Origin of the sequence: Scandinavium hiltneri (assembly GCF_024764835.1) — a bacterium.
In the GTDB taxonomy this organism is placed as follows: Bacteria; Pseudomonadota; Gammaproteobacteria; order Enterobacterales; family Enterobacteriaceae; genus Scandinavium; species Scandinavium hiltneri.
Genome location: NZ_JALIGE010000072.1, coordinates 84174 through 107226, shown reverse-complemented (window position 1 = coordinate 107226; position 23053 = coordinate 84174). Strand labels below are relative to the sequence as shown.

Annotated in this window: 22 protein-coding genes and 1 pseudogene; 12 read left to right on the top strand and 11 right to left on the bottom strand. The window is 52.3% G+C overall.

All coding sequences use genetic code 11. The features are described from left to right. The first annotated feature begins 20 nt into the window (after nucleotides 1-20). From msrC to htpX, 4 genes are all read left to right on the top strand, one after another. Nucleotides 21-518: a free L-methionine (R)-S-oxide reductase MsrC gene (gene msrC, locus MUU47_RS09350; protein WP_258987956.1), complete on the top strand. Its 498-nt coding sequence runs from the start codon at nucleotides 21-23 to the stop codon at nucleotides 516-518. 97 nt (nucleotides 519-615) lie between these two features. Continuing rightward, entirely contained in the window at nucleotides 616-1308 is a 693-nt protein-coding gene (gene proQ, locus MUU47_RS09345) for an RNA chaperone ProQ (RefSeq protein WP_258987954.1), read from the top strand. A gap of 19 nt (nucleotides 1309-1327) precedes the next feature. Further along, the gene (gene prc / locus MUU47_RS09340; RefSeq protein ID WP_258987952.1) at nucleotides 1328-3376 is read left to right on the top strand and encodes a carboxy terminal-processing peptidase; all 2049 of its coding nucleotides are present in this window, start codon (nucleotides 1328-1330) and stop codon (nucleotides 3374-3376) included. A gap of 190 nt (nucleotides 3377-3566) precedes the next feature. Next, nucleotides 3567-4448 carry a protease HtpX gene (gene htpX / locus MUU47_RS09335; protein WP_125353820.1) on the top strand — a complete coding sequence of 294 codons (882 nt, stop codon included), beginning with the start codon at nucleotides 3567-3569 and terminating at the stop codon, nucleotides 4446-4448. Nucleotides 4449-4510: 62 nt separating this feature from the next. Here htpX and MUU47_RS09330 read toward each other — a convergent pair whose 3' ends face one another. Next, a complete protein-coding gene (locus MUU47_RS09330; RefSeq protein ID WP_258987950.1) occupies nucleotides 4511-5884 on the bottom strand; it encodes an MFS transporter in 1374 nt (457 codons plus the stop codon). 177 nt (nucleotides 5885-6061) lie between these two features. On the opposite strand from MUU47_RS09330, the gene kdgR reads away from it, so the two are divergent. Next, entirely contained in the window at nucleotides 6062-6853 is a 792-nt protein-coding gene (gene kdgR, locus MUU47_RS09325) for a DNA-binding transcriptional regulator KdgR (RefSeq protein WP_159776095.1), read from the top strand. A 58-nt stretch (nucleotides 6854-6911) separates the two neighbouring features. Here kdgR and MUU47_RS09320 read toward each other — a convergent pair whose 3' ends face one another. Beyond that, nucleotides 6912-7151 carry a YobH family protein gene (locus tag MUU47_RS09320; RefSeq protein WP_125355144.1) on the bottom strand — a complete coding sequence of 80 codons (240 nt, stop codon included), beginning with the start codon at nucleotides 7149-7151 and terminating at the stop codon, nucleotides 6912-6914. 159 nt (nucleotides 7152-7310) lie between these two features. Between MUU47_RS09320 and mgrB the strand changes: the two genes are divergently transcribed. From mgrB to rlmA, 6 genes and pseudogenes are all read left to right on the top strand, one after another. Further along, nucleotides 7311-7457 carry a PhoP/PhoQ regulatory lipoprotein MgrB gene (gene mgrB / locus MUU47_RS09315; protein WP_110512227.1) on the top strand — a complete coding sequence of 49 codons (147 nt, stop codon included), beginning with the start codon at nucleotides 7311-7313 and terminating at the stop codon, nucleotides 7455-7457. 74 nt (nucleotides 7458-7531) lie between these two features. Continuing rightward, nucleotides 7532-7831, top strand: coding sequence for a YebO family protein (locus tag MUU47_RS09310; RefSeq protein ID WP_258987947.1), 300 nt, complete (start codon nucleotides 7532-7534; stop codon nucleotides 7829-7831). Between the two features lie 609 nt (nucleotides 7832-8440). Beyond that, a pseudogene (locus MUU47_RS09305) lies at nucleotides 8441-8585 on the top strand (DUF2627 domain-containing protein). A 12-nt stretch (nucleotides 8586-8597) separates the two neighbouring features. Then, a complete protein-coding gene (cspE, locus tag MUU47_RS09300; protein ID WP_001062678.1) occupies nucleotides 8598-8807 on the top strand; it encodes a transcription antiterminator/RNA stability regulator CspE in 210 nt (69 codons plus the stop codon). Nucleotides 8808-9009: 202 nt separating this feature from the next. Next, nucleotides 9010-10743 carry a peptidoglycan DD-transpeptidase FtsI2/PBP3(PARA) gene (gene ftsI2, locus MUU47_RS09295; protein ID WP_159776091.1) on the top strand — a complete coding sequence of 578 codons (1734 nt, stop codon included), beginning with the start codon at nucleotides 9010-9012 and terminating at the stop codon, nucleotides 10741-10743. A 62-nt stretch (nucleotides 10744-10805) separates the two neighbouring features. After that, complete coding sequence (gene rlmA, locus MUU47_RS09290) at nucleotides 10806-11600, top strand: 23S rRNA (guanine(745)-N(1))-methyltransferase (RefSeq protein ID WP_258987944.1); 795 nt, start codon at nucleotides 10806-10808, stop codon at nucleotides 11598-11600. Here rlmA and mntP read toward each other — a convergent pair. From mntP to manX, 5 genes are all read right to left on the bottom strand, one after another. Further along, nucleotides 11597-12163: a manganese efflux pump MntP gene (mntP, locus tag MUU47_RS09285; protein WP_258987932.1), complete on the bottom strand. Its 567-nt coding sequence runs from the start codon at nucleotides 12161-12163 to the stop codon at nucleotides 11597-11599. The two genes, rlmA and mntP, sit on opposite strands and share 4 nt — an antisense overlap. Before the next feature lie 399 nt (nucleotides 12164-12562). Continuing rightward, complete coding sequence (locus MUU47_RS09280) at nucleotides 12563-13021, bottom strand: DUF986 family protein (RefSeq protein WP_258987929.1); 459 nt, start codon at nucleotides 13019-13021, stop codon at nucleotides 12563-12565. 63 nt (nucleotides 13022-13084) lie between these two features. Then, nucleotides 13085-13936, bottom strand: coding sequence for a PTS mannose transporter subunit IID (locus MUU47_RS09275; protein WP_159755514.1), 852 nt, complete (start codon nucleotides 13934-13936; stop codon nucleotides 13085-13087). A 12-nt stretch (nucleotides 13937-13948) separates the two neighbouring features. Continuing rightward, entirely contained in the window at nucleotides 13949-14746 is a 798-nt protein-coding gene (locus MUU47_RS09270) for a PTS mannose/fructose/sorbose transporter subunit IIC (protein ID WP_258987927.1), read from the bottom strand. 60 nt (nucleotides 14747-14806) lie between these two features. Next, complete coding sequence (gene manX, locus MUU47_RS09265; RefSeq protein ID WP_258987925.1) at nucleotides 14807-15775, bottom strand: PTS mannose transporter subunit IIAB; 969 nt, start codon at nucleotides 15773-15775, stop codon at nucleotides 14807-14809. Nucleotides 15776-16232: 457 nt separating this feature from the next. On the opposite strand from manX, the gene yoaE reads away from it, so the two are divergent. Then, nucleotides 16233-17795 carry a CNNM family cation transport protein YoaE gene (gene yoaE, locus MUU47_RS09260; RefSeq protein WP_258987923.1) on the top strand — a complete coding sequence of 521 codons (1563 nt, stop codon included), beginning with the start codon at nucleotides 16233-16235 and terminating at the stop codon, nucleotides 17793-17795. A 3-nt stretch (nucleotides 17796-17798) separates the two neighbouring features. On the opposite strand, the gene pdeD is transcribed toward yoaE, so the two are convergent. The 4 genes from pdeD to pabB all read right to left on the bottom strand — a co-directional run bounded on the left by pdeD (nucleotide 17799) and on the right by pabB (nucleotide 22993). After that, the gene (gene pdeD, locus MUU47_RS09255; protein ID WP_258987921.1) at nucleotides 17799-19391 is read right to left on the bottom strand and encodes a cyclic di-3',5'-guanosine monophosphate phosphodiesterase PdeD; all 1593 of its coding nucleotides are present in this window, start codon (nucleotides 19389-19391) and stop codon (nucleotides 17799-17801) included. A 128-nt stretch (nucleotides 19392-19519) separates the two neighbouring features. Then, nucleotides 19520-20884 carry an L-serine ammonia-lyase gene (sdaA, locus tag MUU47_RS09250; RefSeq protein WP_159776077.1) on the bottom strand — a complete coding sequence of 455 codons (1365 nt, stop codon included), beginning with the start codon at nucleotides 20882-20884 and terminating at the stop codon, nucleotides 19520-19522. A gap of 174 nt (nucleotides 20885-21058) precedes the next feature. Then, entirely contained in the window at nucleotides 21059-21637 is a 579-nt protein-coding gene (locus MUU47_RS09245) for a CoA pyrophosphatase (RefSeq protein ID WP_258987918.1), read from the bottom strand. Nucleotides 21638-21640: 3 nt separating this feature from the next. Continuing rightward, the gene (gene pabB / locus MUU47_RS09240; protein WP_258987915.1) at nucleotides 21641-22993 is read right to left on the bottom strand and encodes an aminodeoxychorismate synthase component 1; all 1353 of its coding nucleotides are present in this window, start codon (nucleotides 22991-22993) and stop codon (nucleotides 21641-21643) included. Nucleotides 22994-23053 lie beyond the last annotated feature (60 nt).

Below are 23053 nucleotides of genomic sequence, written 5' to 3'. Positions count from 1 at the left end.
GTACAATAAGTGATTGAATAATGAGCAAATCAGAGTTTTACGCGGATCTTAACCGCGATTTTCAGGCATTAATGGCAGGTGAAACCAGTTTTTTAGCCACACTCTCTAATACCAGTGCGCTGCTGTTTGAGCGCCTGACCGATGTTAACTGGGCCGGTTTTTATCTCCTTGAGGGCGAAACGCTGGTTTTAGGTCCATTCCAGGGAAAAATTGCCTGCGTTCGTATCCCGGTTGGCCGCGGTGTTTGCGGCACGGCGGTGTCGGAAAATCACGTTCAGCGTGTGGAAGACGTCCACGCCTTTGCCGGTCACATCGCCTGTGACGCAGCAAGCAACTCCGAAATCGTGCTTCCTCTGGTGGTTAACGGAAAAATTATCGGTGTGCTGGATATCGACAGCCCGGAGTATTCCCGCTTCAACTCTGAAGATGAACAGGGGCTTCGTGAGCTGGTTGCTCATCTTGAAAAGCTGCTTGCGGCCACCGATTATCACAAATTCTTTCAGCCTGTCGCAGGATAATCAACGGATAACGTAGCATTTACCGATGGCGTCATTATAATGACGCCTGTTCATGCCCGCGGTATGTTGGCTACGTCCGTTGTAATCAGGAAATTTCATGGAAAATCAACCTAAGTTGAATAGCAGTAAAGAAGTTATCGCATTTCTGGCCGAACGATTCCCACAGTGTTTCAGCGCTGAAGGTGAAGCACGCCCACTGAAAATTGGTATTTTTCAGGATCTGGTAGCGCGCGTTGAGGGTGAAATGAACCTCAGCAAAACCCAGCTTCGTTCCGCCTTACGTCTTTATACGTCCAGCTGGCGCTATCTGTACGGCATCAAAGCGGGTGCAACCCGTGTTGATCTCGACGGGAACCCGTGCGGCGAGCTGGATGAGCAGCATGTGACTCACGCGCGTCAGCAGCTTGAAGAAGCGAAGGCCCGTGTGCAGACACAGCGTGCAGAACAGCAGGCTAAAAAACGTGAAGCTGCCATTGCGGCAGGTGAGCCAGTTGATGCCCCACGTCGTGAGCGCAAACCGCGTCCAGCTGCACCACGCAAAGATGTAGGTGCTAATAAACCACGTCAGGCTGCTAAACCTGCTGCGGCAAAAGCACCACGTCCGGCACGTGAAGAGCGTCTTACCCCGGTATCTGACATTTCTGAGCTGAGCGTTGGCCAGTCTCTGAAAGTCAAAGCGGGTAACAACGCAATGGACGCTACTGTACTGGAAATCACCAAAGATGGCGTTCGTGTACAGCTGACTTCTGGTATGTCAATGATTGTACGCGCAGAACATTTAGTGTTCTGAAACGGAGGCCGGGCCTGGCATGAACAACTTTTTTAAGGTCACCGCGCTCGCTGGCATGCTGTTAATGGCAGGCCAGTCGTTCGCCGTGGACGATATTACACGTGCTGACCAGATTCCAGTTCTTAAGGAAGAGGCCCAGCATGCAACGGTAAGCGAGCGTGTTACGTCTCGCTTTACCCGCTCCCACTATCGCCAGTTCGATCTGGATAACGCGTTCTCGGCGAAAATTTTCGACCGTTACCTTAATCTCCTGGACTACAGCCACAACGTACTGTTGGCCAGCGATGTTACCCAGTATGATGCCCGTAAATCGCAGGTCGGTGACGAACTGCGCAGTGGCAAACTGGATGTTTTCTACGATCTTTATAACCTGGCGCAAAAACGCCGCTTTGAGCGCTATCAATATGCGCTAAAAGTGCTTGAGCGTCCGATGGATTTTACCGGCAATGACACCTTCAATCTTGACCGCACCAAATCGCCGTGGCCAAAAGATGAAGCTGAGCTGAATGCGCTGTGGGATGGCAAAGTTAAATATGACGAGCTGAGCCTTAAGCTTGCCGGTAAAGACGAAAAAGAAATTCGTGAAACGCTGAGCCGTCGCTACAAGTTCGCGATTCGTCGTTTGGTTCAGACCAACAGCGAAGACGTGTTCTCTCTGGCGATGACCGCGTTTGCACACGAAATCGATCCGCACACCAACTACCTTTCTCCGCGTAACACCGAGCAGTTCAACACCGAAATGAGTCTTTCTCTGGAAGGTATCGGGGCTGTGTTGCAAATGGACGACGACTATACCGTGATTAATTCCATGGTGGCGGGCGGTCCAGCGGCGAAGAGTAAAGCCATTAGCGTTGGCGATCGTATCGTCGGCGTTGGCCAGACCGGTAAAGGGATGGTTGATGTTATCGGCTGGCGCCTGGATGATGTTGTCGCCCTGATCAAAGGGCCGAAGGGCAGCAAAGTGCGCCTGGAAATTCTGCCTGCCGGTAAAGGAACAAAAACCCGCACCATCACGCTGACTCGCGAGCGCATTCGCCTCGAAGATCGCGCCGTGAAGATGTCGGTGAAAAACGTCGGCAAAGAGAAAGTTGGCGTGCTGGATATTCCTGGTTTCTACGTGGGCCTCACCGATGATGTGAAGGTGCAGCTGCAGAAACTGGAAAAACAAAACGTGACCAGCGTCGTTATCGATCTGCGTAGCAACGGCGGCGGAGCACTGACCGAAGCGGTATCGCTTTCTGGTCTGTTTATCCCGTCTGGCCCGGTAGTGCAGGTGCGTGATAACAACGGCAAGGTACGCGAAGACAGCGATACCGACGGCGTTGTTTATTACAAAGGCCCACTCGTCGTGCTGGTTGACCGCTTCAGTGCGTCTGCATCTGAAATCTTCGCGGCGGCTATGCAGGATTACGGCCGCGCTCTGATTGTCGGTGAACCGACCTTCGGTAAAGGCACCGTGCAGCAGTACCGCTCGCTGAACCGCATCTACGATCAGATGCTGCGCCCAGAGTGGCCAGCGCTGGGTTCTGTGCAGTACACCATTCAGAAGTTCTACCGCATCAACGGCGGCAGTACTCAGCGTAAAGGTGTGACGCCAGATATTATGATGCCAACCGGCAGCGAAGAGACGGAAACCGGTGAGAAGTTTGAAGATAACGCGCTGCCGTGGGACAGCATTAATGCTGCGACCTACGTCAAAACGGGCGATATGATGCCGTTTGGTCCAGAACTTCTGAAAGACCACAATGACCGTATCGCGAAAGATCCGGAATTCCAGTACATCGTCAAAGATATTGCCCGTTTCAATGCGTTGAAAGAGCGCCGCAATATCGCCTCACTGAATTACGCACAGCGTGAGAAAGAGAATGAGGAAGACGACGCGACGCGCCTGGCCCGCATTAACGATCGTTACAAACGTGAAGGCAAGCCACCGCTGAAGAAACTGGACGATCTGCCGAAGGATTACCAGGAGCCCGATCCGTATCTGGATGAAACGGTCCATATCGCCAATGACCTGGCAAATATGGAAAAAGACCGGCCCGCGGTAACACCAACCGCCAGCAAATAACCCCAACAGGCACAAGAAATTGTGCCTGTTTTTTTTCCTTCCTCAAGCGTGCGTCAGCGAGATACAACATAATGTAAAGTTGTGTTTTTCTCGTGACTTAGCGACCTCTGATAGTTGAAAATCAGTGTAAGACCCATACCATATGGGTAATCGCATAGTGCGTTTTGTTACAACGAGGTTAAAGAAAATTATGATGCGAATCGCGCTCTTCCTGATGACCAACCTGGCGGTTATGGTCGTGTTTGGGCTGGTGCTAAGCCTGACAGGAATTCAGTCTAGCAGCATGACGGGCCTGCTTATCATGGCGCTGCTTTTCGGTTTTGGTGGCTCGATTGTGTCGCTATTAATGTCGAAATGGATGGCGCTGAAATCGGTAGGTGGTGAGGTTATAGAACAGCCGCGCAATGAAACTGAGCGCTGGTTGATGAACACCGTCGCGCAGCAGTCTCGCCAGGCGGGTATTGCCATGCCGCAGGTTGCAGTGTATCACGCACCGGATATTAACGCCTTCGCGACCGGTGCACGCCGTGATGCGTCGTTGGTTGCCGTGAGTACGGGCCTGTTGCAGAACATGAGCCGTGACGAGGCCGAAGCAGTCATCGCGCACGAAATCAGCCACATCGCCAACGGTGACATGGTGACCATGACCCTGATTCAGGGCATCGTGAACACTTTTGTTATCTTTATTTCTCGTGTTATTGCGCAGATTGCGGCCGGTTTCCTGGGCGGCAACCGTGATGAAGGTGAAAGCAGCAACGGTAACCCGCTGATTTACTTTGCGGTAGCAACCGTGCTGGAACTGGTATTCGGTATTCTCGCCAGCATCATCACCATGTGGTTCTCCCGTCATCGTGAGTTCCACGCCGATGCCGGTTCTGCCAAACTAGTTGGCCGCGAGAAAATGATTGCGGCGCTTCAGCGCCTGAAAACCAGCTATGAACCGCAGGAAGCCAGCAGCATGATGGCGTTTTGTATCAATGGCAAAGCGAAGTCCATGAGTGAACTGTTCATGACGCACCCGCCACTGGACAAACGTATCGAGGCGCTGCGTAGCGGCGAGTATCTGAAATAACGCATTCACAGCACGACCCTTAAAGCAAAGCGCCTCTCAGAGGCGCTTTTTTTACGCACGGATTATGGGACTGCCCGAGGTTGGGTGACGCGAAGACCACTGAAGATGGCGGCGATAACCGCGAGGGATCCTGCCAGTAAAAGTGACGTGTGCGTCCCGTGCGTGCCAAACAGGTTAAACATTAACGCCACCAGTGCCGCACCGGTACTTTGCCCCAGCAGACGGGCCGTACCTAACATTCCGCTTGCGCCACCGCTGCGATTACGCGGTGCAGACGACACAATGGTGTGATTATTCGGGGACTGGAATAAGCCAAAACCAGCGCCGCACAGCATCATGCGCCAGACAATGTCGATGTCCTGTGGCGAAGAGGGTAAGAGTGCCAACGCGAACAGCCCGCACGCCATTACCGCCAAACCTAATGCACCGAGGAAACCGGCGTGGACCTTTTCGATGAGATAGCCAGCAATTGGGGCCATCACCATGGTGGCCAACGGCCACGGCGTCAGTAGCAGACCGGTTTCAACTTCAGTGCGGCCCATAACCGATTGCAGGAAGAAGGGCAGTGAAACCAGGGCCAGCATTTGAGCGCAGAAGGAACAAATCGAGGTACAGATAGACAGCGAAAATAGCGGAATACGCAGTAAATCAACCGGCAGTAGCGGCACCGGCAGCTTCAACTGGCGACGGACAAAGAAAAAGCCGATGACCAGCATCGCCACCACTTCACACAGCACCAGTTGCAGAGACTGCCCTTGGGCAAAGCTGCTGAGTGCCGTTATCAGTAAACCGAAGGTTAAAGCGTTCATGACTGCACTCGGCAGATCGAAACGCGACGCCTGGCTGCGGGCACCGTTAGACGGCAGATAGCGCATGGCCAAAACAAACGCCACGATCCCGAGCGGGACGTTAATCAGGAACAGCCACTGCCAGGACGCCACGGATAAAATGGCTGCGGCAATAGTTGGCCCTGCGGCAGAGGAAACGGCAACAATAAACGAGTTGATTCCCATCCCACGGCCGAGAAAGCGCTGCGGATAAATGAGGCGTATCAACGCTGTGTTGACGCTCATCAACGCAGCACCTCCCAGACCCTGCGCCACGCGGGCTAGCGTCAGCATTTCCAGCGAGTGTGAAAGCGCGCAAACCAGCGATGTACAAGTGAAAACCACCAGGCCGCATTTGTAAATTCGTCGATAGCCGAACATATCGCCGAGAAATGCCAGGGTCAGCAGTGAGATAACAATCGCGATTTGGTAGGCGTTAACTATCCAGATAGACGCGGCGGGAGAGGCGTTGAGGTCGGTAGCAATAGTGGGAAGGGCGACGTTGGCTATGGCACCGTCAAGCACGGCCATCGAAATCCCAAGCACGATCGTCAGAATGGCACCATAGCGTTGCGGCAACGGCAAACCATCGGGAACTGTTTTTTCCATGTGAAAAATGCGTCTTTAATGAAATCATTATGCAGGTAATCATTTTAGCATTGATTATTCGGCAGTATGTCGCAGATTTGTAACGAAGATGCAGAAGAGTGATTGCGGCGGAAGGCGCGTGAAATTATAATAAAAAACAGTTCTGAATTTTATAAAACAGTTGCGATGAGGTGATAAATGGCAGTTGCAGATTTGGATAAACAGCCAGATTCTGTCTCTTCGGTGTTGAAAGTTTTTGGCATTTTGCAGGCGCTTGGCGAAGAGCGTGAGATAGGGATAACTGAGCTTTCACAGCGCGTAATGATGTCAAAAAGCACGGTTTATCGCTTTTTACAGACCATGAAATCGCTGGGCTATGTGGCACAGGAAGGCGAATCAGAGAAATACTCTTTGACGCTGAAACTGTTTGAACTGGGTGCGCGTTCGCTGCAAAACGTCGATCTCATTCGCAGTGCGGATATCCAGATGCGTGAACTTTCTCGTCTGACGAAAGAAACCATTCACCTGGGCGCGCTGGATGAAGACAGCATCGTCTACATCCATAAAATTGACTCAATGTATAACCTGCGAATGTACTCACGCATTGGGCGTCGCAATCCACTGTACAGCACGGCAATTGGTAAAGTGCTGTTGGCCTGGCGTGACCGTGAAGAAGTAAAACAGATCCTCGAGCACGTTGAGTATAAGCGCAGCACCGAGCGGACTATTGCCGATACCGAAGAGCTGTTACCACTGCTGGATGTGGTGCGTGAGCAAGGTTATGGCGAAGATAATGAAGAGCAGGAAGAGGGGCTGCGTTGCATCGGTGTGCCGGTGTTTGACCGCTTCGGCGTGGTGATTGCGGGGCTGAGCATCTCCTTCCCGACTCTGCGTTTCTCTGAGGAGCGTCTGCACGAGTACGTCAGCATGCTGCACACGGCGGCGCGCAAGATTTCTGAGCAGATGGGTTACAACGACTATCCGTTCTGAGAAACGCGTCCATAAAAAAACGCCGCAATAAGCGGCGTTCTGTGTTTGTGGTGTCCGATTATCCCTTATCGACAACCGTTGTGCTTTTACGCAGGAGAGGGCAGTCAGTAATGCCAATAATCCCGCTGTCAGTGTGAACATATTGCGCCGTGCTGGTACCACGTGCAGTGAGATATTTACACTGTAATCCTAATCCGCCTACGTTTTCAGTGCTGCCCATCAGCACACCGTAGCCGGTTGAAAGCAAAGCAATCCAAATAATCGCCAGTACAATAATTGCACGAATCGTAAAACGCATCATATGCCTCGTTTTTGTTTCTTCCTGTACAATAGAGTAGTTCGTTCATGCCCTGAAACAAGTCGATGATTCCTAAAATGAAGAGACGCTATTACAGTTAGCCGCGGTTTAAGGTTAGCGTGCTAATCTGTTAACAAATATGGTTACCCGGAGAGTGGAGTGAAAAAGTTACGGTGGGTCATCCTGGCAGTTATCTTGCTGATTGCCTGTCTATTACTGTGGACTCAGATGATTAACGTGTTGTGCGATCAGGATGTGCAATTTTTCAGCGGTATTTGCACCATCAATAAATTCATTCCCTGGTAAAGATTTTCTCATAGGAGATTTCCTTCCTCATGCCGCCGAGTGGTAGAATGATGGCTCCAATTTGAGGTGGTGAAATGGTTGATTTAATGAATTCCGGAATGCTGAATTTGGCCTCGCTGGCAGTCTCCTTGCTGGTACTGGTCATCGGGCTCGCTCTGTGGTTTTTCGTAAACCGCGCCAGTTCGCGGGCAAACGAACAGATAGAACTTCTGGAAGCGCTGCTGGATCAGCAAAAGCGTCAAAATGCATTACTGCGTCGCCTGTGTGAAGCAAATGAACCGGAGAAAGAAGCGCCGGTGAAACCTGCAGAACACGTCCAGGCAGAGCCGCAGGACAGCGATGATGATTTTATCCGCCTGGTGGCGGAACGCTGATAGCCTTCCCGGTGGTCGAACAGATTGACTGCCGGGATGCTCAATATTGTAATGCATTGCTATAACTTATTATTATGCTTTATCACTTTTTGGTCTCATACCCATCTTGCTATTTGTCCATGCTCTCCTTCAAAAATTTTTTAATTCTTTTACGTTATCCGTTAAAGCGTTATCCACGATTTATCGAAACGTTTTTATTGTCCCATCGTGAAGCGCTGTCATCAAATTTTCATTATTACGGTGCAGCATCAATAATATTTAATATTGATAATTAGTCTGCGTTTTATAAGTTAGAGTGGCCAGGATTGAAGCATATTTATGCAAAAAAATGTCTAACTATAGGAAAATGTTGCGTTTGCACGTAGACAGACTGGCAGAAGTAAACACGTTGAGCTATGGTGAAAAAGTCGTAAAAATACGCAGTCTGACGGGCTTGTGACGGTATGGCCGATGGTCGGATAAGTGATGAAACTTCGCATAATTGTGCAGATGATCATCGCTTAATGCGATGTTATGTGCGACCGATCGAGACATGTTTAAAAATGGCTTGCCATTATTTACGTAGTATGTGATAACACGTTTTGGGTTAAACGAGGTATAGTTCTGTCTATGTGTGGCATTTTCAGTAAAGAAGTCCTGAGTAAACACGTTGTCGTTGAATACCGCTTCTCTGCCGAACCTTATATTAGTGCCTCATGCAGTAATGTCTCAGTTTTAGCTATGTAAGTGCCCTCGGGCGAAGAAAACACTCTAAGGAATTTTGCAAATGGCAAAGATTAAAGGTCAAGTTAAGTGGTTCAACGAGTCTAAAGGTTTTGGCTTCATTACTCCTGCAGACGGCAGCAAAGATGTATTCGTACATTTCTCTGCAATCCAGGGTAACGGCTTCAAAACTCTGGCTGAAGGCCAGAACGTTGAGTTCGAAATTCAGGACGGCCAGAAAGGCCCAGCTGCAGTTAACGTAACTGCTATCTGATTCGAATACACTGATCTCATTTGACATCAGCCATAAAGCCTCGCATTAGCGAGGCTTTTTACATTTGTTTCTGAGTATGTCCGTCAGGCCCTCGCAGTCGCGCTTTGTTGCAAAACCACATCGTTATTAGCATTGTTTATCACTCATCCCGACCCCTTTTCACGTTAAATCATTGGGTTGTAAATCATAATCGGGAGCCGGAGTGCAAAACCATCGCCGTCACTTCACCCCAGTCCGTTTTGGCCTGGTGTGTTTAGGTATTTGTTGTTGTCTGGGGCTGTTGTTGGCCCGCGTAGGTTGGCTACAAATAATTTCGCCAGATAATCTGGTAAAACAAGAAGATATGCGTTCTTTACGTGAAGAGCCTATCGATGTTCCTCGTGGGATGATCATCGACAGAGAAGGGCGCCCGTTAGCGGTGAGCGTACCCGTTAGTGCAATCTGGGTTGATCCACAAACATTGCTCTCGAAAGGTGGCGTCGGCTACAGCGCGCGCTGGCAGGCGTTGGCTAATGCATTGCACACTTCATTGTCTGACCTGACTTCGAAAATCACTCAGCATCCGCATTCCCGTTTCCTTTATCTTGCGCGTCAGGTCGATCCTCAGCAGGCAGCCTGGATTGATAAACTCCATCTGCCAGGCATTAATCTTCGTGAAGAATCCCGCCGTTTTTATCCTGCCGGTCACGTTGCTGCCAATCTTATCGGCTTCACCAACATTGATGACCAGGGCATTGAAGGCGTTGAAAAAAGCTTTAACGCGCAAATGCAGGGCAAACCGGGTCTGCGTCTGGTGCGAAAAGACCGCCATGGGAATGTCATAGAAAACCTGACTGAACAGGCCGCGGTCCCTGCGCATAACCTGCAACTCAGCATTGATGAGCGTTTGCAGACGGTCACTGAAGATGCGCTGGACAACGCCGTGCGCTGGAATAAGGCTGAATCCGGTGCGTCCGTGTTGATTCGAATTGATACCGGCGAAATTTTGGCGATGGCAAGTTACCCGGATTTCAACCCAAACAACCGTGAAAAAGCCACGCTGGATGATTTCCGCAACCGCGCGATCAGCGACACCTTCGAACCGGGCTCAACGGTTAAACCTCTGGTCATTATGACCGCATTGCAGCAGGGTATCGTTCGCCCTGACAGCGTCGTCGATACCCATCCGTACACGCTGGATGGTCACCGCATTCGTGACGTGGGCTACTATCCTGAGCTGAGCCTCACCGGCATTCTGCAAAAATCGAGTGACACCGGCGTGTCGCATCTTTCTCTGGCGATGCCGATTCAGCGTCTGCTTGATACCTATAAAGGTTTTGGCTTTGGCCAGCCTACAGGGCTGGGCTTAACCGGTGAAAGCCAGGGTTTTCTGCCGAATCGTCGTTCCTGGGGAAAGCTCGACAGGGCGACATTCTCATTTGGCTACGGTCTGATGATCACGCCGCTTCAGTTGGCACACGTCTACGCGACGATCGGTGGCTTCGGGATCTCTCGTCCCTTGTCTATTACGCGTATCGATCCACCGGTGATGGGGCATCGGGTCATGTCTGATGAAATTGTGCATCAGGTAGAGCACATGATGGAAAGCGTGGCGCTGCCTGGCGGTGGTGGTATCAAAGCTGCAGTTAATGACTATCGCGTGGCGGTGAAAACCGGGACGGCGAAAAAAATCGGTCCGGATGGCAAATATATCGACAAATATATTGCTTACACTGCAGGCGTCGCCCCGGCCAGTAACCCGAAATATGCGCTGGTGGTGGTGATAAACGATCCTGAGAACGGTAAATATTACGGCGGTGCAGTTGCTGCGCCGGTATTCAGCCAAATCATGGGCGACGTTTTACGTCTCGAAAACGTGATGCCAGACGGCCTGGCTCCTGGCTCACCGAACTTAATCGTCACGCATCACAACGACACACTCGCTCCCGCGCGGTAATCCATTCACCTGAAGGGCGAATAGCGTTACACTTTCGCCCTTTCAATGATATCGGAGTCATCATGTCCTGGAGTTGTCCTCTTTGTCATGCGCCGCTTGAGCGCCACAACAACAGCTACATTTGCCCACAGCGCCACCAGTTCGACCTGGCGAAAGAAGGGTACATTAATCTGTTGCCGGTGCAGCACAAGCGGTCGCGCGATCCGGGTGACAGCGCGGAAATGATGCAGGCACGTCGCGCCTTTCTTGACGCGGGCCATTATCAGCCGCTGCGCGATGCCATCAGCGACATTCTCAAACATTCTTCCCCGAAAAATATTCTCGATATTGGCTGTGGCGAAGGCTATTACACGCACGCCTTTGCGGCGCTCGCCGAGCACACCTGGGGCCTGGACGTATCCAAAACCGCCGTGCGTTATGGCGCGAAGCGCTATTCGCAGGTGGAGTTTTGCGTGGCTTCCAGCCAACGTCTGCCTTTTAGCGATGCCTGCATGAATGCAGTCGTGCGAATTTACGCCCCGTGTAACCCGCAGGAGCTAGAAAGAGTTGTGAAGCCGGGTGGCGTGGTGATCACCGCGACGCCAGGACCACGACATCTGATGGAACTGAAAGGGCTTATCTACGACGAGATTCGTCTGCATGACGCGAACAGCGAAGCGTTACCGGGTTTTGAGAAAGTGGAGCAAAAACAGCTGGCGTATCCGATGACCTTATTGGGAAGCGAAGCCGTGGCACTGCTGCAAATGACGCCATTTGCCTGGCGCGCAAAACCAGAAGTGTGGGAAAAGCTGGCGGGGCTCGAAACATTTGACTGCCAGACTGATTTTCTTATTCAGGTCTGGCAGCGGAACGATTAACCAGCGAAGTGGCTCCAGAGGATCTGGACGCCAATGGCAATCAGCACAATACCGCCGAGCATCTCGGCGCGTTTGCCCAACAGTGGCCCTATAAAGCGGCCGACCATCATTCCAATAGTCGTCATCACTAGCGTTGCGCAACCAATAGCCAACGCGGTGTAAACGATATTCACCTGTAAGAAGGCAAGGCCCACACCCACAGCCATTGCATCGAGGCTGGTGGCAATTGCCGTCGTCACCAGTAGCCAGAAACCGTGGCGAGTCGGGGCTTTTTCTTCGCTATCTTCATTCCCACGCCAACCTTCAATCAGCATTCGACTGCCAAGGAAAACTAACAGTACGAAGGCAATCCAGTGGTTCCATTCGAGCACGAACTGGCTGGCGAGCATGCCCATGCCCCAGCCAATAAGCGGGGTGATAGCTTCAACTCCGCCAAAAATAAAACCGGTACGCAGTGCTTCAGAGAACTTTGGTTTGTGCAGAGCTGCACCTTTGCTTATCGAGACGGCAAAAGCGTCCATCGACATACCAAAGGCGAGTAGGATAGTGGCTGAGAGATTCATCGCTTGTCCTGACCGGGGAAATATCCATATGACATACCGCTGCCCCCAGTAAACATACGTCATTCCAACGTATAGCAGTGATATGTCTATGGTCTCGCCTGTCCATCATGCTGATAAACCGTACGCACCACGTTTTGCAACGAGTATGTTGACACGTACATTTCCGGGAAAGGAAATCGGCTACTCCCCAACGACGGGCGCAACCTTAACATAATTTGAGAAAGTAAAACAATAACAAAAAACCGTTATATCAATCACTAACTGATAACGATTTTCATTTGGATTTGTGGGTGATAAAAACGTTAATAAATATGAGGTGAAAATCGTGAAAATATAGCCAGTGCTATAAAATTATTTGCTTAAAATAACTTCATATATAGCAACGGCTATAATTGTAACTCATTGAGAACTCGATACAAGTTTGTAGATGCGTTCAAGATCGTCGATATTTCGCACGCGTACAAGAAGGCGACGTTTTTCTAATTGCATTACCAATACCCCATCTTCAGATAAATTCATCTCTTTAATCCGGGTCCAGGCAATCCACACATTGGCAAAGAAAAAGCCTTCTGGTTTAAAAATAATTTTTGGGGTTCGGATCCAAAACAGATATAAGCCCATTAATGCCAGCGCACATAATAACCATGTGGTTATTAATTGGCCATTGGCATTAACGTTTTGATAAATAAGAATCGCCACCAGGCCCACGAAGATTATCCCATCGACACGTCCACGGCGGAGCAGGGGGATAGCGAGCAGCACGGGGCCGTTCAGGTGCGGCATGATGAATTGATCGTAAATCGCATAGGCCAGCAGGGCCACAATGAACAGCACCAGCACCCAATCCGTGATAGCCATTAAACCTCCAGAAATAAAAACCGGGGGCAAGCCCCCGGCGTCATACGAGTAATAATCGTGTAATTACAGGCCCAGCAGGCCAACCGCATAACCCGCGATACCGATGACGAAGAAGCCAACGATGATCCACAGCGGGTTAACTTTCTTACGCAGCAGCCACATACAGGCGAAGGTCAACAGCAGTGGCACCAGACCTGGCATCAGCTGGTCAAGGATAGTCTGCACGGTAGTAACGTGAACCTGACCGTCGGAACCGGTGATTTTCGACACCACCAACGGAATGTTCACGTGCGTCCACTTGTTAACCAGGGCCCCCATGACAAACAGGCCGAGGATTGATGCCCCCTCTGTCAATTTCTGCAGAAAGCCGCCGCCCATGTCCTTAACAATGTCCACACCTTTGCGGTAACCGTAAGCGACACCGTAGTAACGGGTTGCCAGACGCACGGCGTTGAACAGGATGAAGAACAGCAGTGGACCGAGCAGGCTACCGCTCATGGCGATACCCGCACCGAGGGCTGCGAATACCGGACGTACAGTTCCCCAGAAGATTGGGTCACCGACACCGGCCAGCGGACCCATCAGACCGACTTTGATACCGTTGATGGCACCATCGTCGATCTCTGCGCCGTTAGCACGCTGCTCTTCCATCGCCAGCGTTACGCCGAGAACCGGAGCCGCAACGTATGGATGGGTGTTGAAGAACTCCAGGTGACGTTTAATCGCCTGACGGCGTGCTTCGTTGTTTTCCGGATACAGGCGTTTAATTGCCGGCACCATGGAAAAGCAGAAGCCCAGCGCCTGCATACGTTCGAAGTTCCATGAACCCTGGAATAGGTTAGAACGCAGGAATACGGCACGGATGTCGCTCTGAGTGAGTTTTTTCTCTTGAGTTGTTTTTGTAATATCAACCATTTCGCTCACCTGTTAGTCCAGTTGGTTATCGAGATCGTTGTTAGCAGCCTGTACCTGGCCACCCGCAACACGATTGTATTTAGGGCTCAACTGGATATACAGAATTGCCATAACTGCACCAATCACACCCAGGGCGACCAGGTTGAAGTTGGTGAATGCTGCGGTAACGAAGCCAAGGTAGAAGAATGGCATCAGGTAGCCAGCACGCATCATGTTGATAACCATCGCGTAACCAACAACTACGATCATGCCGCCAGCGATATTCAGACCGCCGGTCACCACTTCAGGGATAGCGTTCAGCATGCTCTGTACTTCGCTGGTGCCTACAGAGATAGCCACGATAACCGCTGGGATTGCGATACGCATTGCTTGCAGGAACAGAGAAGAAACGTGCAGCCAGGAGAGCGCCGTGAGGTTGCCCGTATCAGCCGCCTTATCTGCCGCGTGCTGGAATGCCACGGTGATAGTACGAACGATAATAGTCAGAACCTGGCCTGCTGCTGCCAGTGGGATTGCCAGTGCGATACCGGCGCCGATGCTTTGATGGCCCGCGATAACCAGAACGGTAGAAATGATAGATGCCAGTGCCGCATCAGGTGCAACGGCTGCACCGATGTTCATCCAGCCCAGGGCGATCATTTCCAGGGTGCCACCGATGATAATACCGGTTTTCATGTCGCCAAGGACTGCACCAATCAGGGTACAAGCTATCAGCGGACGGTGGAACTGAAATTCATCGAGTACGGATTCCATACCCGCAATACACGCGACGATGAACACCAGCACAATTTGAAGAGTGGTAATCTCCATTGTACTTCTCCTATATCATAAGCCTTAAGTGTGAAAATTCAGTGAGCAGCAGGGTGGGGGTTATTTCCCGACTTTGCTGATCAAATCCATCATTTTCAGTCTCTGGTCGGTAGAAACTTTACGTGCTTCCAGTTCAATACCGCGTGCATTCAGTTTATTGAAGGCTTCGATATCTTTTTCGTCGACTGAAATCGCGTTGTTTACCTGTGTTTTACCCTGACGGAAGGCCATACCACCGATATTCACCGTGGTAATTTTCACGCCTTGTTCAACGATGCGTTCAACGTCCGTTGGGTTGGTAAACAGCAGCATCACACGATCACCGGCATATTGCGGGTTGTTGTAAACGCGGATCATTTTTGCCACATCGACAACGTGCGCGGTAACGCCCGGAGGTGCAACCTGAGTCAGCAGGGTTTTACGAACGGTATCTGCTGCGACTTCGTCACTGACGACGATGATGCGGGTAACGTTGGTTTCTTTAGTCCAGCGTGTTGCGACCTGACCGTGAATCAAACGGTCATCGATACGCGCAAGACCGATAACCATATAGTCATTCGGGCCCATCGGTTTTGCCGGAACGTTGGCTTTCGGTGCTGCGGCCACTGCGACCGGCGCGGCTTTCTCAACTGGTTTCGCTTTCAGCGCTTTCACGCCTTCACGACCTGTTTCAACGGCCACTGCGACCAGTTCGTCAAAGCTCGGGTTATCGTCACGGCCCATGAAGGTTTCGACCAGCATCGGAACGTTGACCCCGGCGATAACTTCATAATGCTCTTTATCGACGACAATGCGGCTGGCAGCATTGAACGGGCTACCACCCCATGTGTCGACGAGGAATAGCACACCTTTACTGGTGTCCAGTTTCGCAAGCTGTGCGTTGTACTTTTCGATAAGCGTTTCTGCATTCTCGCCTGGCACGAAATCGATCCAGCCGACGTTTTCCTGCTCGCCCAACAGCATTTCTGCTGTTTTCAGCAGCTGTTCTGCAGCCCAACCATGTGTGCCTATTACAATAGCAATCGTCACTTGCTACCTCCTTTATTATCGTTACGACAAGACCACTGCCGTTTTATGAACCGTCGATTTTCACCGAATCGATTCAGATAGGGGTTTGAGTTAGAATTCTAATAACTTCCGTGAATTATTTTAGATAGTGAAAAAATAATTAATGTGATGAAGATCCGTAATTTACTCATCCACACTGAATAATTTTGGAGCGCAAAAAATCATCTAAAAAGTGCAAAGAGACGTAAATTTTTGCCAGATGGCTTTTGTCTCTGATATGTTTATTTCCCGTTTAATTACTCAGGAGTATAGGGCATAGCCCAAGTATGGACCGTCACCGACGTCAGTTCACCCCCTGGCACTTTTTGCACTTTTGGCACTTTGCTGCCGCCACTTCCCCATTGTTGTATCACTCCGAGAGAGTCTCGCCCGTCTTTGACATGGCGATGACAGACTGTGCCGTTTGCAGGAGCTGCTCATGGAACTCTTAATGGATCCTTCGATCTGGGTCGGCTTACTGACGCTGGTCGTGCTTGAGATTGTTCTCGGTATTGATAACCTGGTATTTATCGCGATCCTTGCGGACAAACTGCCGCCAAAACAACGTGATAAAGCACGTCTGATTGGCCTGTCGCTGGCGCTGTTTATGCGTCTGGGACTGCTGTCGGTTATCTCGTGGATGGTGACCCTGACGCAGCCGTTATTCAGCGTAATGGACTACGCATTCTCCGGGCGTGATTTGATCATGCTGCTGGGGGGGATTTTCCTGCTGTTCAAGGCGACGACTGAACTGCATGAGCGGCTTGAAAACCGTCAGCATGACGACCGTCACGGGAAAGGCTATGCCAGTTTCTGGGTAGTGGTGCTACAAATTGTGGTGCTGGACGCCGTGTTCTCCCTTGATGCGGTTATTACCGCCGTGGGGATGGTGAACCATCTGCCAGTGATGATGGCGGCGGTAGTTATCGCGATGGCGGTGATGTTACTGGCGTCGAAACCGTTGACCAACTTCGTCAACCAGCATCCGACGGTGGTAGTACTGTGTCTGAGTTTCCTGCTGATGATAGGCCTGAGCCTCGTCGCGGAAGGCTTTGGCTTCCATATTCCTAAAGGCTACCTGTACGCCGCGATTGGTTTCTCGATTATCATCGAGCTGTTTAACCAGATTGCCCGTCGCAACTTCATTCGCCATCAGTCGAATGTCCCGCTGCGTGCCCGTACCGCAGATGCGATCCTGCGTCTGATGGGCGGCCGCAAGCAAAACGTGGTTCAGCACGATACTGAAAACCCGGTTGCTGTCCCGGTGCCCGAAGGTGCGTTTGCGGATGAAGAACGTTACATGATTAACGGCGTGCTGACCCTGGCATCGCGTTCGTTGCGCAGCATCATGACCCCGCGCGGCGAAATCAGCTGGGTGGATGCGAACCTTAGCGTGGATGAAATCCGCCAGCAATTGCTGTCGTCCCCGCACAGCCTGTTCCCGGTGTGTCGTGGAGAGCTGGATGAAATCATCGGCATCGTGCGCGCCAAAGAAATGCTGGTGGCGCTGGAATCCGGTGAAGACGTGGCTGCGATGGCTTCAGCTTCCCCTGCGATTGTGGTGCCAGAAACGCTGGACCCAATCAATTTACTGGGCGTGCTGCGTCGCGCTCGTGGCAGCTTCGTCATCGTGACCAACGAGTTTGGCATGGTGCAGGGCCTGGTGACACCGCTGGACGTCCTGGAAGCGATTGCAGGCGAGTTCCCGGACGCTGATGAAACGCCGGAAATCATTGCTGATGGCGATGGCTGGCTGGTGAAAGGCTCCACCGATCTGCATGCGTTACAGCAGGCGCTGGGCCTGGAAACCCTGCTCATCGGTGATGACGATGATATTGCCACGGTGGCCGGGCTGGTGATTGCGGTTAATGGACACATCCCGCGGGCCGGCGACGTGCTGCATGTTCAACCGCTGGATATCACCATTGTCGAAGTCAATGCGTATCGCGTGGACCTGGTTCGGGTCGTGAAACAACCTTCGATTCACGGCGAAGACGAATAATCCTCATAAAATAACGGGCAGCACATTCCCGTTATGCTCTTTTGGCGGAGGGTTTCCCCCTGACAGCCAGCGAGGAAATTCAGCCAGCGGCATCGGCTTCGCGTACAAAAAACCCTGCAAAATATGCACCCCGTGACGACGCAGATAATGCGCCTGCTGCGGGGTTTCCACGCCTTCCGCCACCAGTTCAATGTTCAGCCGCTGCCCCAGCGCGATAATAATATCCGTCACCGTCGAATTCACCGCATCGGTGCCGATGGCGTTGGTGAAGGTTTTATCGATTTTCAGAATGTCCGGATGCAGCTGTTCAAGCCAGGAAAGGGTGCTGCTGCCGGTTCCAAAATCGTCAATGGCCAGCCGCACGCCTTTGCGATGCAGTTCGCGCACCAGCCGATAATCCACGCCCTGCAAATTGTCCCGTTCGGTGATTTCCAGCACCAGTTGCTGCTGTGGAAGCGCGGCGAACCAATACTGATTCACATCCCGCAGCAGCGCGTCCTGCAGGAAATGGCTGGAAGAAACGTTGATGCTGATATGAAACTGCTGGCTGGCCGGGAAATAATCAATCTGACGGATGGTTTCGGTGAAGACATAACGCGTCAGCGGCGCGATAAGATTTTCCCGCTCGGCCACCGGAATAAACACTTCGGGTGAAATCCACCCTAGCCGCGGGTTATTCCAGCGCAATAAAATTTCAACGCCAGTGCATTGCTGCGTACGCGTATCGAGCTGTGGCTGACAGTAAAGCTCAAACTCACGGCGGGCCATACCGAGGGTGATTTCACGTGAAAAACTCATGCGTCCGGCGGTGGCAATCCACGCGACGGCGGTCAGTACCAGCGTCAGGATCGCCGCCAGCGGTACTTGTGAAGGCAGATCTTTCAGCGCCAGCCTGGATGCACCCGGCGTAGAGACGCTGATGCTGAAAGGGAAACGTTCGGAACGTCGGCTGACAAGTCTTTCATCACCAGACAGCTGAAGGTTATCGCTGATGCCCTGCGATTCACTGTAATAACGGTTCCCGACGGAGACAACAACCCGTCGGATCAGAGGCTCCTGCGCCTCCAGAAGCAGCGAGCTGAGTAAATCGATATTAATCGTCAGCAGCACGCCGTCTTCGCCGTCCTGCGACGCGGGATACCATTGAATCAGGATTGGCGAACCTTTCAGCAAGGTTTCGTCCGTGGACAGCATCAGCTGAGGCTGAGGGGCGGGGAGTGAAGACAGGTGCTGACGTAAAACCACATCCCTGTCGCCGAAAACGCTGGAACAGTACAGGATCCCGGATTTAACCAGGGCGATGGAGCGTAGCGTCTGCAACGCGGCGGCCTGTTTGCGAATAGGCAAATGCGCTACTTCGCAAGGCTGGCCCACGAGGTTGATCAGTTCATGCCGCTTTCCGGCCACGGGGATTAAAATTTTATCGAGACTTTCTACCGCATGAATCGCGTAGGCATCGATGCGTTGCTGATTTAAGTCGCGCTGTGAAATAAATCGCAGGCCGAAGGTCAAAAGGAGGGTAGCAACAGCGACCATCAGACAGACGATGATCCGCTTGCGGCGGTATCTCTTAATCAGATTTTGGGCTGTTTGCATGACTGACGCTCACCGGGCGATCGCCAACCAGAATGTTAGCGACAACAGAGCAAGTGTAGTGCCCTGTGGATAAATTGCGGTCAGAACAAGAAAAAATCGCCCATCAACAGGAGATGGGCGAGAGAGTATTAATCACATTGTACTTTAATGGCCAGACCGCCCCGCGATGTTTCACGGTATTTGGCGTTCATGTCCTTGCCGGTTTCGTACATGGTTTCAATCACTTTATCGAGAGAAACGCGCGGCTCGCTGGTACGGCGCATTGCCATACGCGTAGCATTAATAGCCTTCACCGAGGCGATAGCGTTACGCTCTATGCACGGCACCTGAACCTGACCGGCAACCGGGTCGCATGTCAGACCAAGGTTATGCTCCATGCCGATTTCCGCTGCCACGCACACCTGCTCAGGACTTGCGCCCAGCAGTTCGGCAAGACCAGCGGCCGCCATGGAACAGGCCACGCCGACTTCACCCTGACAGCCCACTTCCGCACCTGAAATCGACGCGTTCATTTTATACAGGGCGCCAATCGCACCGGAAGCCAGGAAGTAACGAATATAACTTTCCGGGCTCACCGGTTCGATGAAGTGATCGTAATAGGCCAGCACCGCCGGAACGATACCGCAGGCACCGTTGGTTGGGGCAGTGACTACACGCCCACCGGCAGCGTTTTCTTCGTTAACCGCCAGCGCGAACATGTTCACCCAATCCACCACCGTCATCGGGTCGCTGTTGGTTTTGTCCTGGCTCACCAGCATACGGCGTAAAGCAGCGGCACGACGCGGAACGCGCAGTGGGCCAGGCAGCACACCTTCGGTGTTCATGCCGCGATCGATACAGGCGCGCATGGCCTGCCAGACGTTGGCAAAATAGTCTTCAATCTCTTTTTTGCTGTGCAGTGCCAGCTCGTTCTGCATCACCATGCCGGAAAGTGACAGGCCAGTTTCTTTGCAGTAGTCGAGCATCTCTTTCGCCGATTTGAACGGATACGGGACGCTAACGTCACCGCTCATATCCTGGCCGAAATGCTCCTCATCGACGATAAAACCGCCTCCGATGGAGTAATAGGTTTTGCTGTAGATGACGGTGTCACCGGCAAACGCATGGATGGACATCCCGTTTTCATGCAGTGACAGATTGTCGCTACGAAAACGCATGCCGTCATCCTGTGGGAAATCGACTTCGCGGCGACCTTGCGCCAGCAGCAGACGTCCGCGAGTTTGTACGTCGCGGATAAACGCCGGGATCGCGTCGATATCGACGGTATCGGGCATATTGCCCGCCAGACCCATGATGATCGCGATATCGGTATGGTGACCCTTACCGGTTAATGACAGTGAACCATAAACGTCCACCGCCACGCGGGTCACGTCATCGATCATTCCCTTTTCGACCAGGTCATCGACGAACTGCTTACCGGCCTTCATCGGGCCTACAGTATGGGAGGAAGAGGGACCAATCCCCACCTTGAACATGTCGAATATACTAATCACGCTAACACTCCTGACAGGGTTACCGGAAAGTTCCGATAACGATGTTAAAACTGCGCATAGTGTAAGAGGGAACTGGTAACGCAGCTTAACTATTCACATGAATTAAACTAATGCTTCACCTCGATTGTACTAATAGCGTGAAGTGAAGCACAGCATCTTTAACCCAGAGTATAGCTAAGGCTTCACGCCAATTTGTAAGGCCAGCTCACGAATAATACCTGCGGTCATTCCCCAGACAAAATAATGCTGATACCAGGAGAGCCACACGCGGTGCGAATTCCCGCGGCGGTGGATATCAAGCGGATGGTAGCGCCCCAGGCGTAGGGCTTCGGCCAGCGGCATTTCAAACACCGCTGCGACTTCATCAACACTTGCGTGATAGTGCAAATCGGGCGGAATAATGCCGACCACCGGCGTTACCTGAAAACCGGTCACGCTATCGACGGGCGGCAACATACCGAGGATTTCAACCGAGGAGGGAGGAATAGCCACTTCTTCCTGCGCTTCACGCAGCGCGGCGGCAATCAGCGACGCATCGCTGCTGTCAACTGCGCCACCGGGAAACGCCACCTGACCGGCGTGCTTACGCAGGCGAGGGGAACGTTTGGTCAGCAGCAAGCCGGGTTCATCACGACGCACAATGGGGATAAGCACCGCAGCCTGCCGCTGATTCAGCGCCGCGCGCGTCGGTTGAGGGCGTAAAAGCTGAAATCGTGAGATAAAATCGTCAAGATTGATGTCCGGGGGCTGCATCGGTTAACGCTCCAGTTGCTGCAGGATTCTGTTCACTTTATCAAAGGTTTCCTGATATTCCGCCTGTTCGTCGCTGTCGGCAACAACGCCTCCGCCTGCGGAACAGACAATCTTTCCGTCCGCCGCCGTGAGTGTGCGGATGGTAATGCTGGTGTCCATATTGCCGCACAGGCTGATATAGCCAATGCTGCCGCACCAGGCATTGCGGCGATGCGGTTCCAGTTCGTCGATGATTTCCATCGCTCGTACTTTTGGCGCACCGGTTATCGAGCCGCCGGGAAACGCCGCGCGCAGCAAATCGGTGGCGTGCAGGCGGGTGGGCAGTTCGGCCGTAATGGTACTCACCAGGTGATGCACCGCCGGGAAGGGCTCAACCGCGAACAGCTCCGGCACGCGCACGCTACCCGGCACCGCCACGCGGCCAATATCATTGCGCATCAGGTCAACTATCATTAAATTTTCCGCTCTGTCTTTGGGCGACGCGCGGAGCTTTTCGGCCTGCGCTGCATCCTGTTGTGGATCCGCGAGTCGCGGCAGCGTGCCTTTAATTGGCCGGGTCTGAATGTTATTCCTATCGAGCTGGATAAAACGCTCAGGCGACAGGCTCAGCACCGCACTCTCTTTCAGGCGAATGAATGCGCTGAACGGCGCGCGATTGGCCTGATTGAGCTGACAAAATGCCTGCCACTCATCGCCGGAATAACGTGCCTGAAAACGCTGGGCCAGATTGACCTGATAACAGTCGCCGCTGTGCAGATACGCCTGCACCTGGCGGAATTTCTCGCCGTACTGTGCGCGCGTCATGTTTGAGCGCCACGGAGCTGTCAGGGTAAACGGTTCGGTGACTGCGGCCCGTTGCGCTTCAAGCCACTCAAGACGCTGATGCGGATTTTCATGACTGAACAGCGAGACGGTTTGCCGCTGATGGTCGACGATCAGCGCCCAGCGATAAATCCCCACGGCCATATCCGGCACGTGAATATCTTTAAGCGCGCATTCTGGCAGCGTTTCAAAGCGTCGCCCGAGATCGTAACCAAACAATCCTAATGCGCCGCCCTGAAAAGGCAGGTCAGGATGCGTGGCCACTGTCAGGTTACAGTCATCTAAAGCTCGTTTAAGCAGTGTGAGCGGGTCGCCATCTGAGTCGAAATCACCGTCGGGACGACAGATTCGCGTGGTTTCGCCTCTGGTTTCCAGAGTAACGGCTGGGTCGGCGACCACAATATCAAAGCGATTATGGGCGTGTTCGGCAAAACCGGAGTGCAGCAGCATCGCCCAGGGGGCGGCGGAGAGGGGTGTGAAATAGTGTTCAGCGGCGTCAACACGCCAGGGCAGCGTAATCACAGCAGGGGACAACTTCGACCTCAATCTGTCTGAAGCCGCCCGCTGGCTAATGTGCAGGCGGCGTGAAATAAT

Excerpts from the sequence above, each read along its gene's own strand:
- msrC (WP_258987956.1), top strand. The coding sequence starts at position 21 with ATGAGCAAATCAGAGTTTTACGCGGATCTTAACCGCGATTTTCAGGCA.
- proQ (WP_258987954.1), top strand. The coding sequence starts at position 616 with ATGGAAAATCAACCTAAGTTGAATAGCAGTAAAGAAGTTATCGCATTT.
- prc (WP_258987952.1), top strand. The coding sequence starts at position 1,328 with ATGAACAACTTTTTTAAGGTCACCGCGCTCGCTGGCATGCTGTTAATG.
- htpX (WP_125353820.1), top strand. The coding sequence starts at position 3,567 with ATGATGCGAATCGCGCTCTTCCTGATGACCAACCTGGCGGTTATGGTC.
- MUU47_RS09330 (WP_258987950.1), bottom strand. The coding sequence starts at position 5,884 with ATGGAAAAAACAGTTCCCGATGGTTTGCCGTTGCCGCAACGCTATGGT.
- kdgR (WP_159776095.1), top strand. The coding sequence starts at position 6,062 with ATGGCAGTTGCAGATTTGGATAAACAGCCAGATTCTGTCTCTTCGGTG.
- MUU47_RS09320 (WP_125355144.1), bottom strand. The coding sequence starts at position 7,151 with ATGCGTTTTACGATTCGTGCAATTATTGTACTGGCGATTATTTGGATT.
- MUU47_RS09310 (WP_258987947.1), top strand. The coding sequence starts at position 7,532 with ATGGTTGATTTAATGAATTCCGGAATGCTGAATTTGGCCTCGCTGGCA.
- cspE (WP_001062678.1), top strand. The coding sequence starts at position 8,598 with ATGGCAAAGATTAAAGGTCAAGTTAAGTGGTTCAACGAGTCTAAAGGT.
- rlmA (WP_258987944.1), top strand. The coding sequence starts at position 10,806 with ATGTCCTGGAGTTGTCCTCTTTGTCATGCGCCGCTTGAGCGCCACAAC.
- mntP (WP_258987932.1), bottom strand. The coding sequence starts at position 12,163 with ATGAATCTCTCAGCCACTATCCTACTCGCCTTTGGTATGTCGATGGAC.
- MUU47_RS09280 (WP_258987929.1), bottom strand. The coding sequence starts at position 13,021 with ATGGCTATCACGGATTGGGTGCTGGTGCTGTTCATTGTGGCCCTGCTG.
- MUU47_RS09275 (WP_159755514.1), bottom strand. The coding sequence starts at position 13,936 with ATGGTTGATATTACAAAAACAACTCAAGAGAAAAAACTCACTCAGAGC.
- MUU47_RS09270 (WP_258987927.1), bottom strand. The coding sequence starts at position 14,746 with ATGGAGATTACCACTCTTCAAATTGTGCTGGTGTTCATCGTCGCGTGT.
- yoaE (WP_258987923.1), top strand. The coding sequence starts at position 16,233 with ATGGAACTCTTAATGGATCCTTCGATCTGGGTCGGCTTACTGACGCTG.
- pdeD (WP_258987921.1), bottom strand. The coding sequence starts at position 19,391 with ATGCAAACAGCCCAAAATCTGATTAAGAGATACCGCCGCAAGCGGATC.
- MUU47_RS09245 (WP_258987918.1), bottom strand. The coding sequence starts at position 21,637 with ATGCAGCCCCCGGACATCAATCTTGACGATTTTATCTCACGATTTCAG.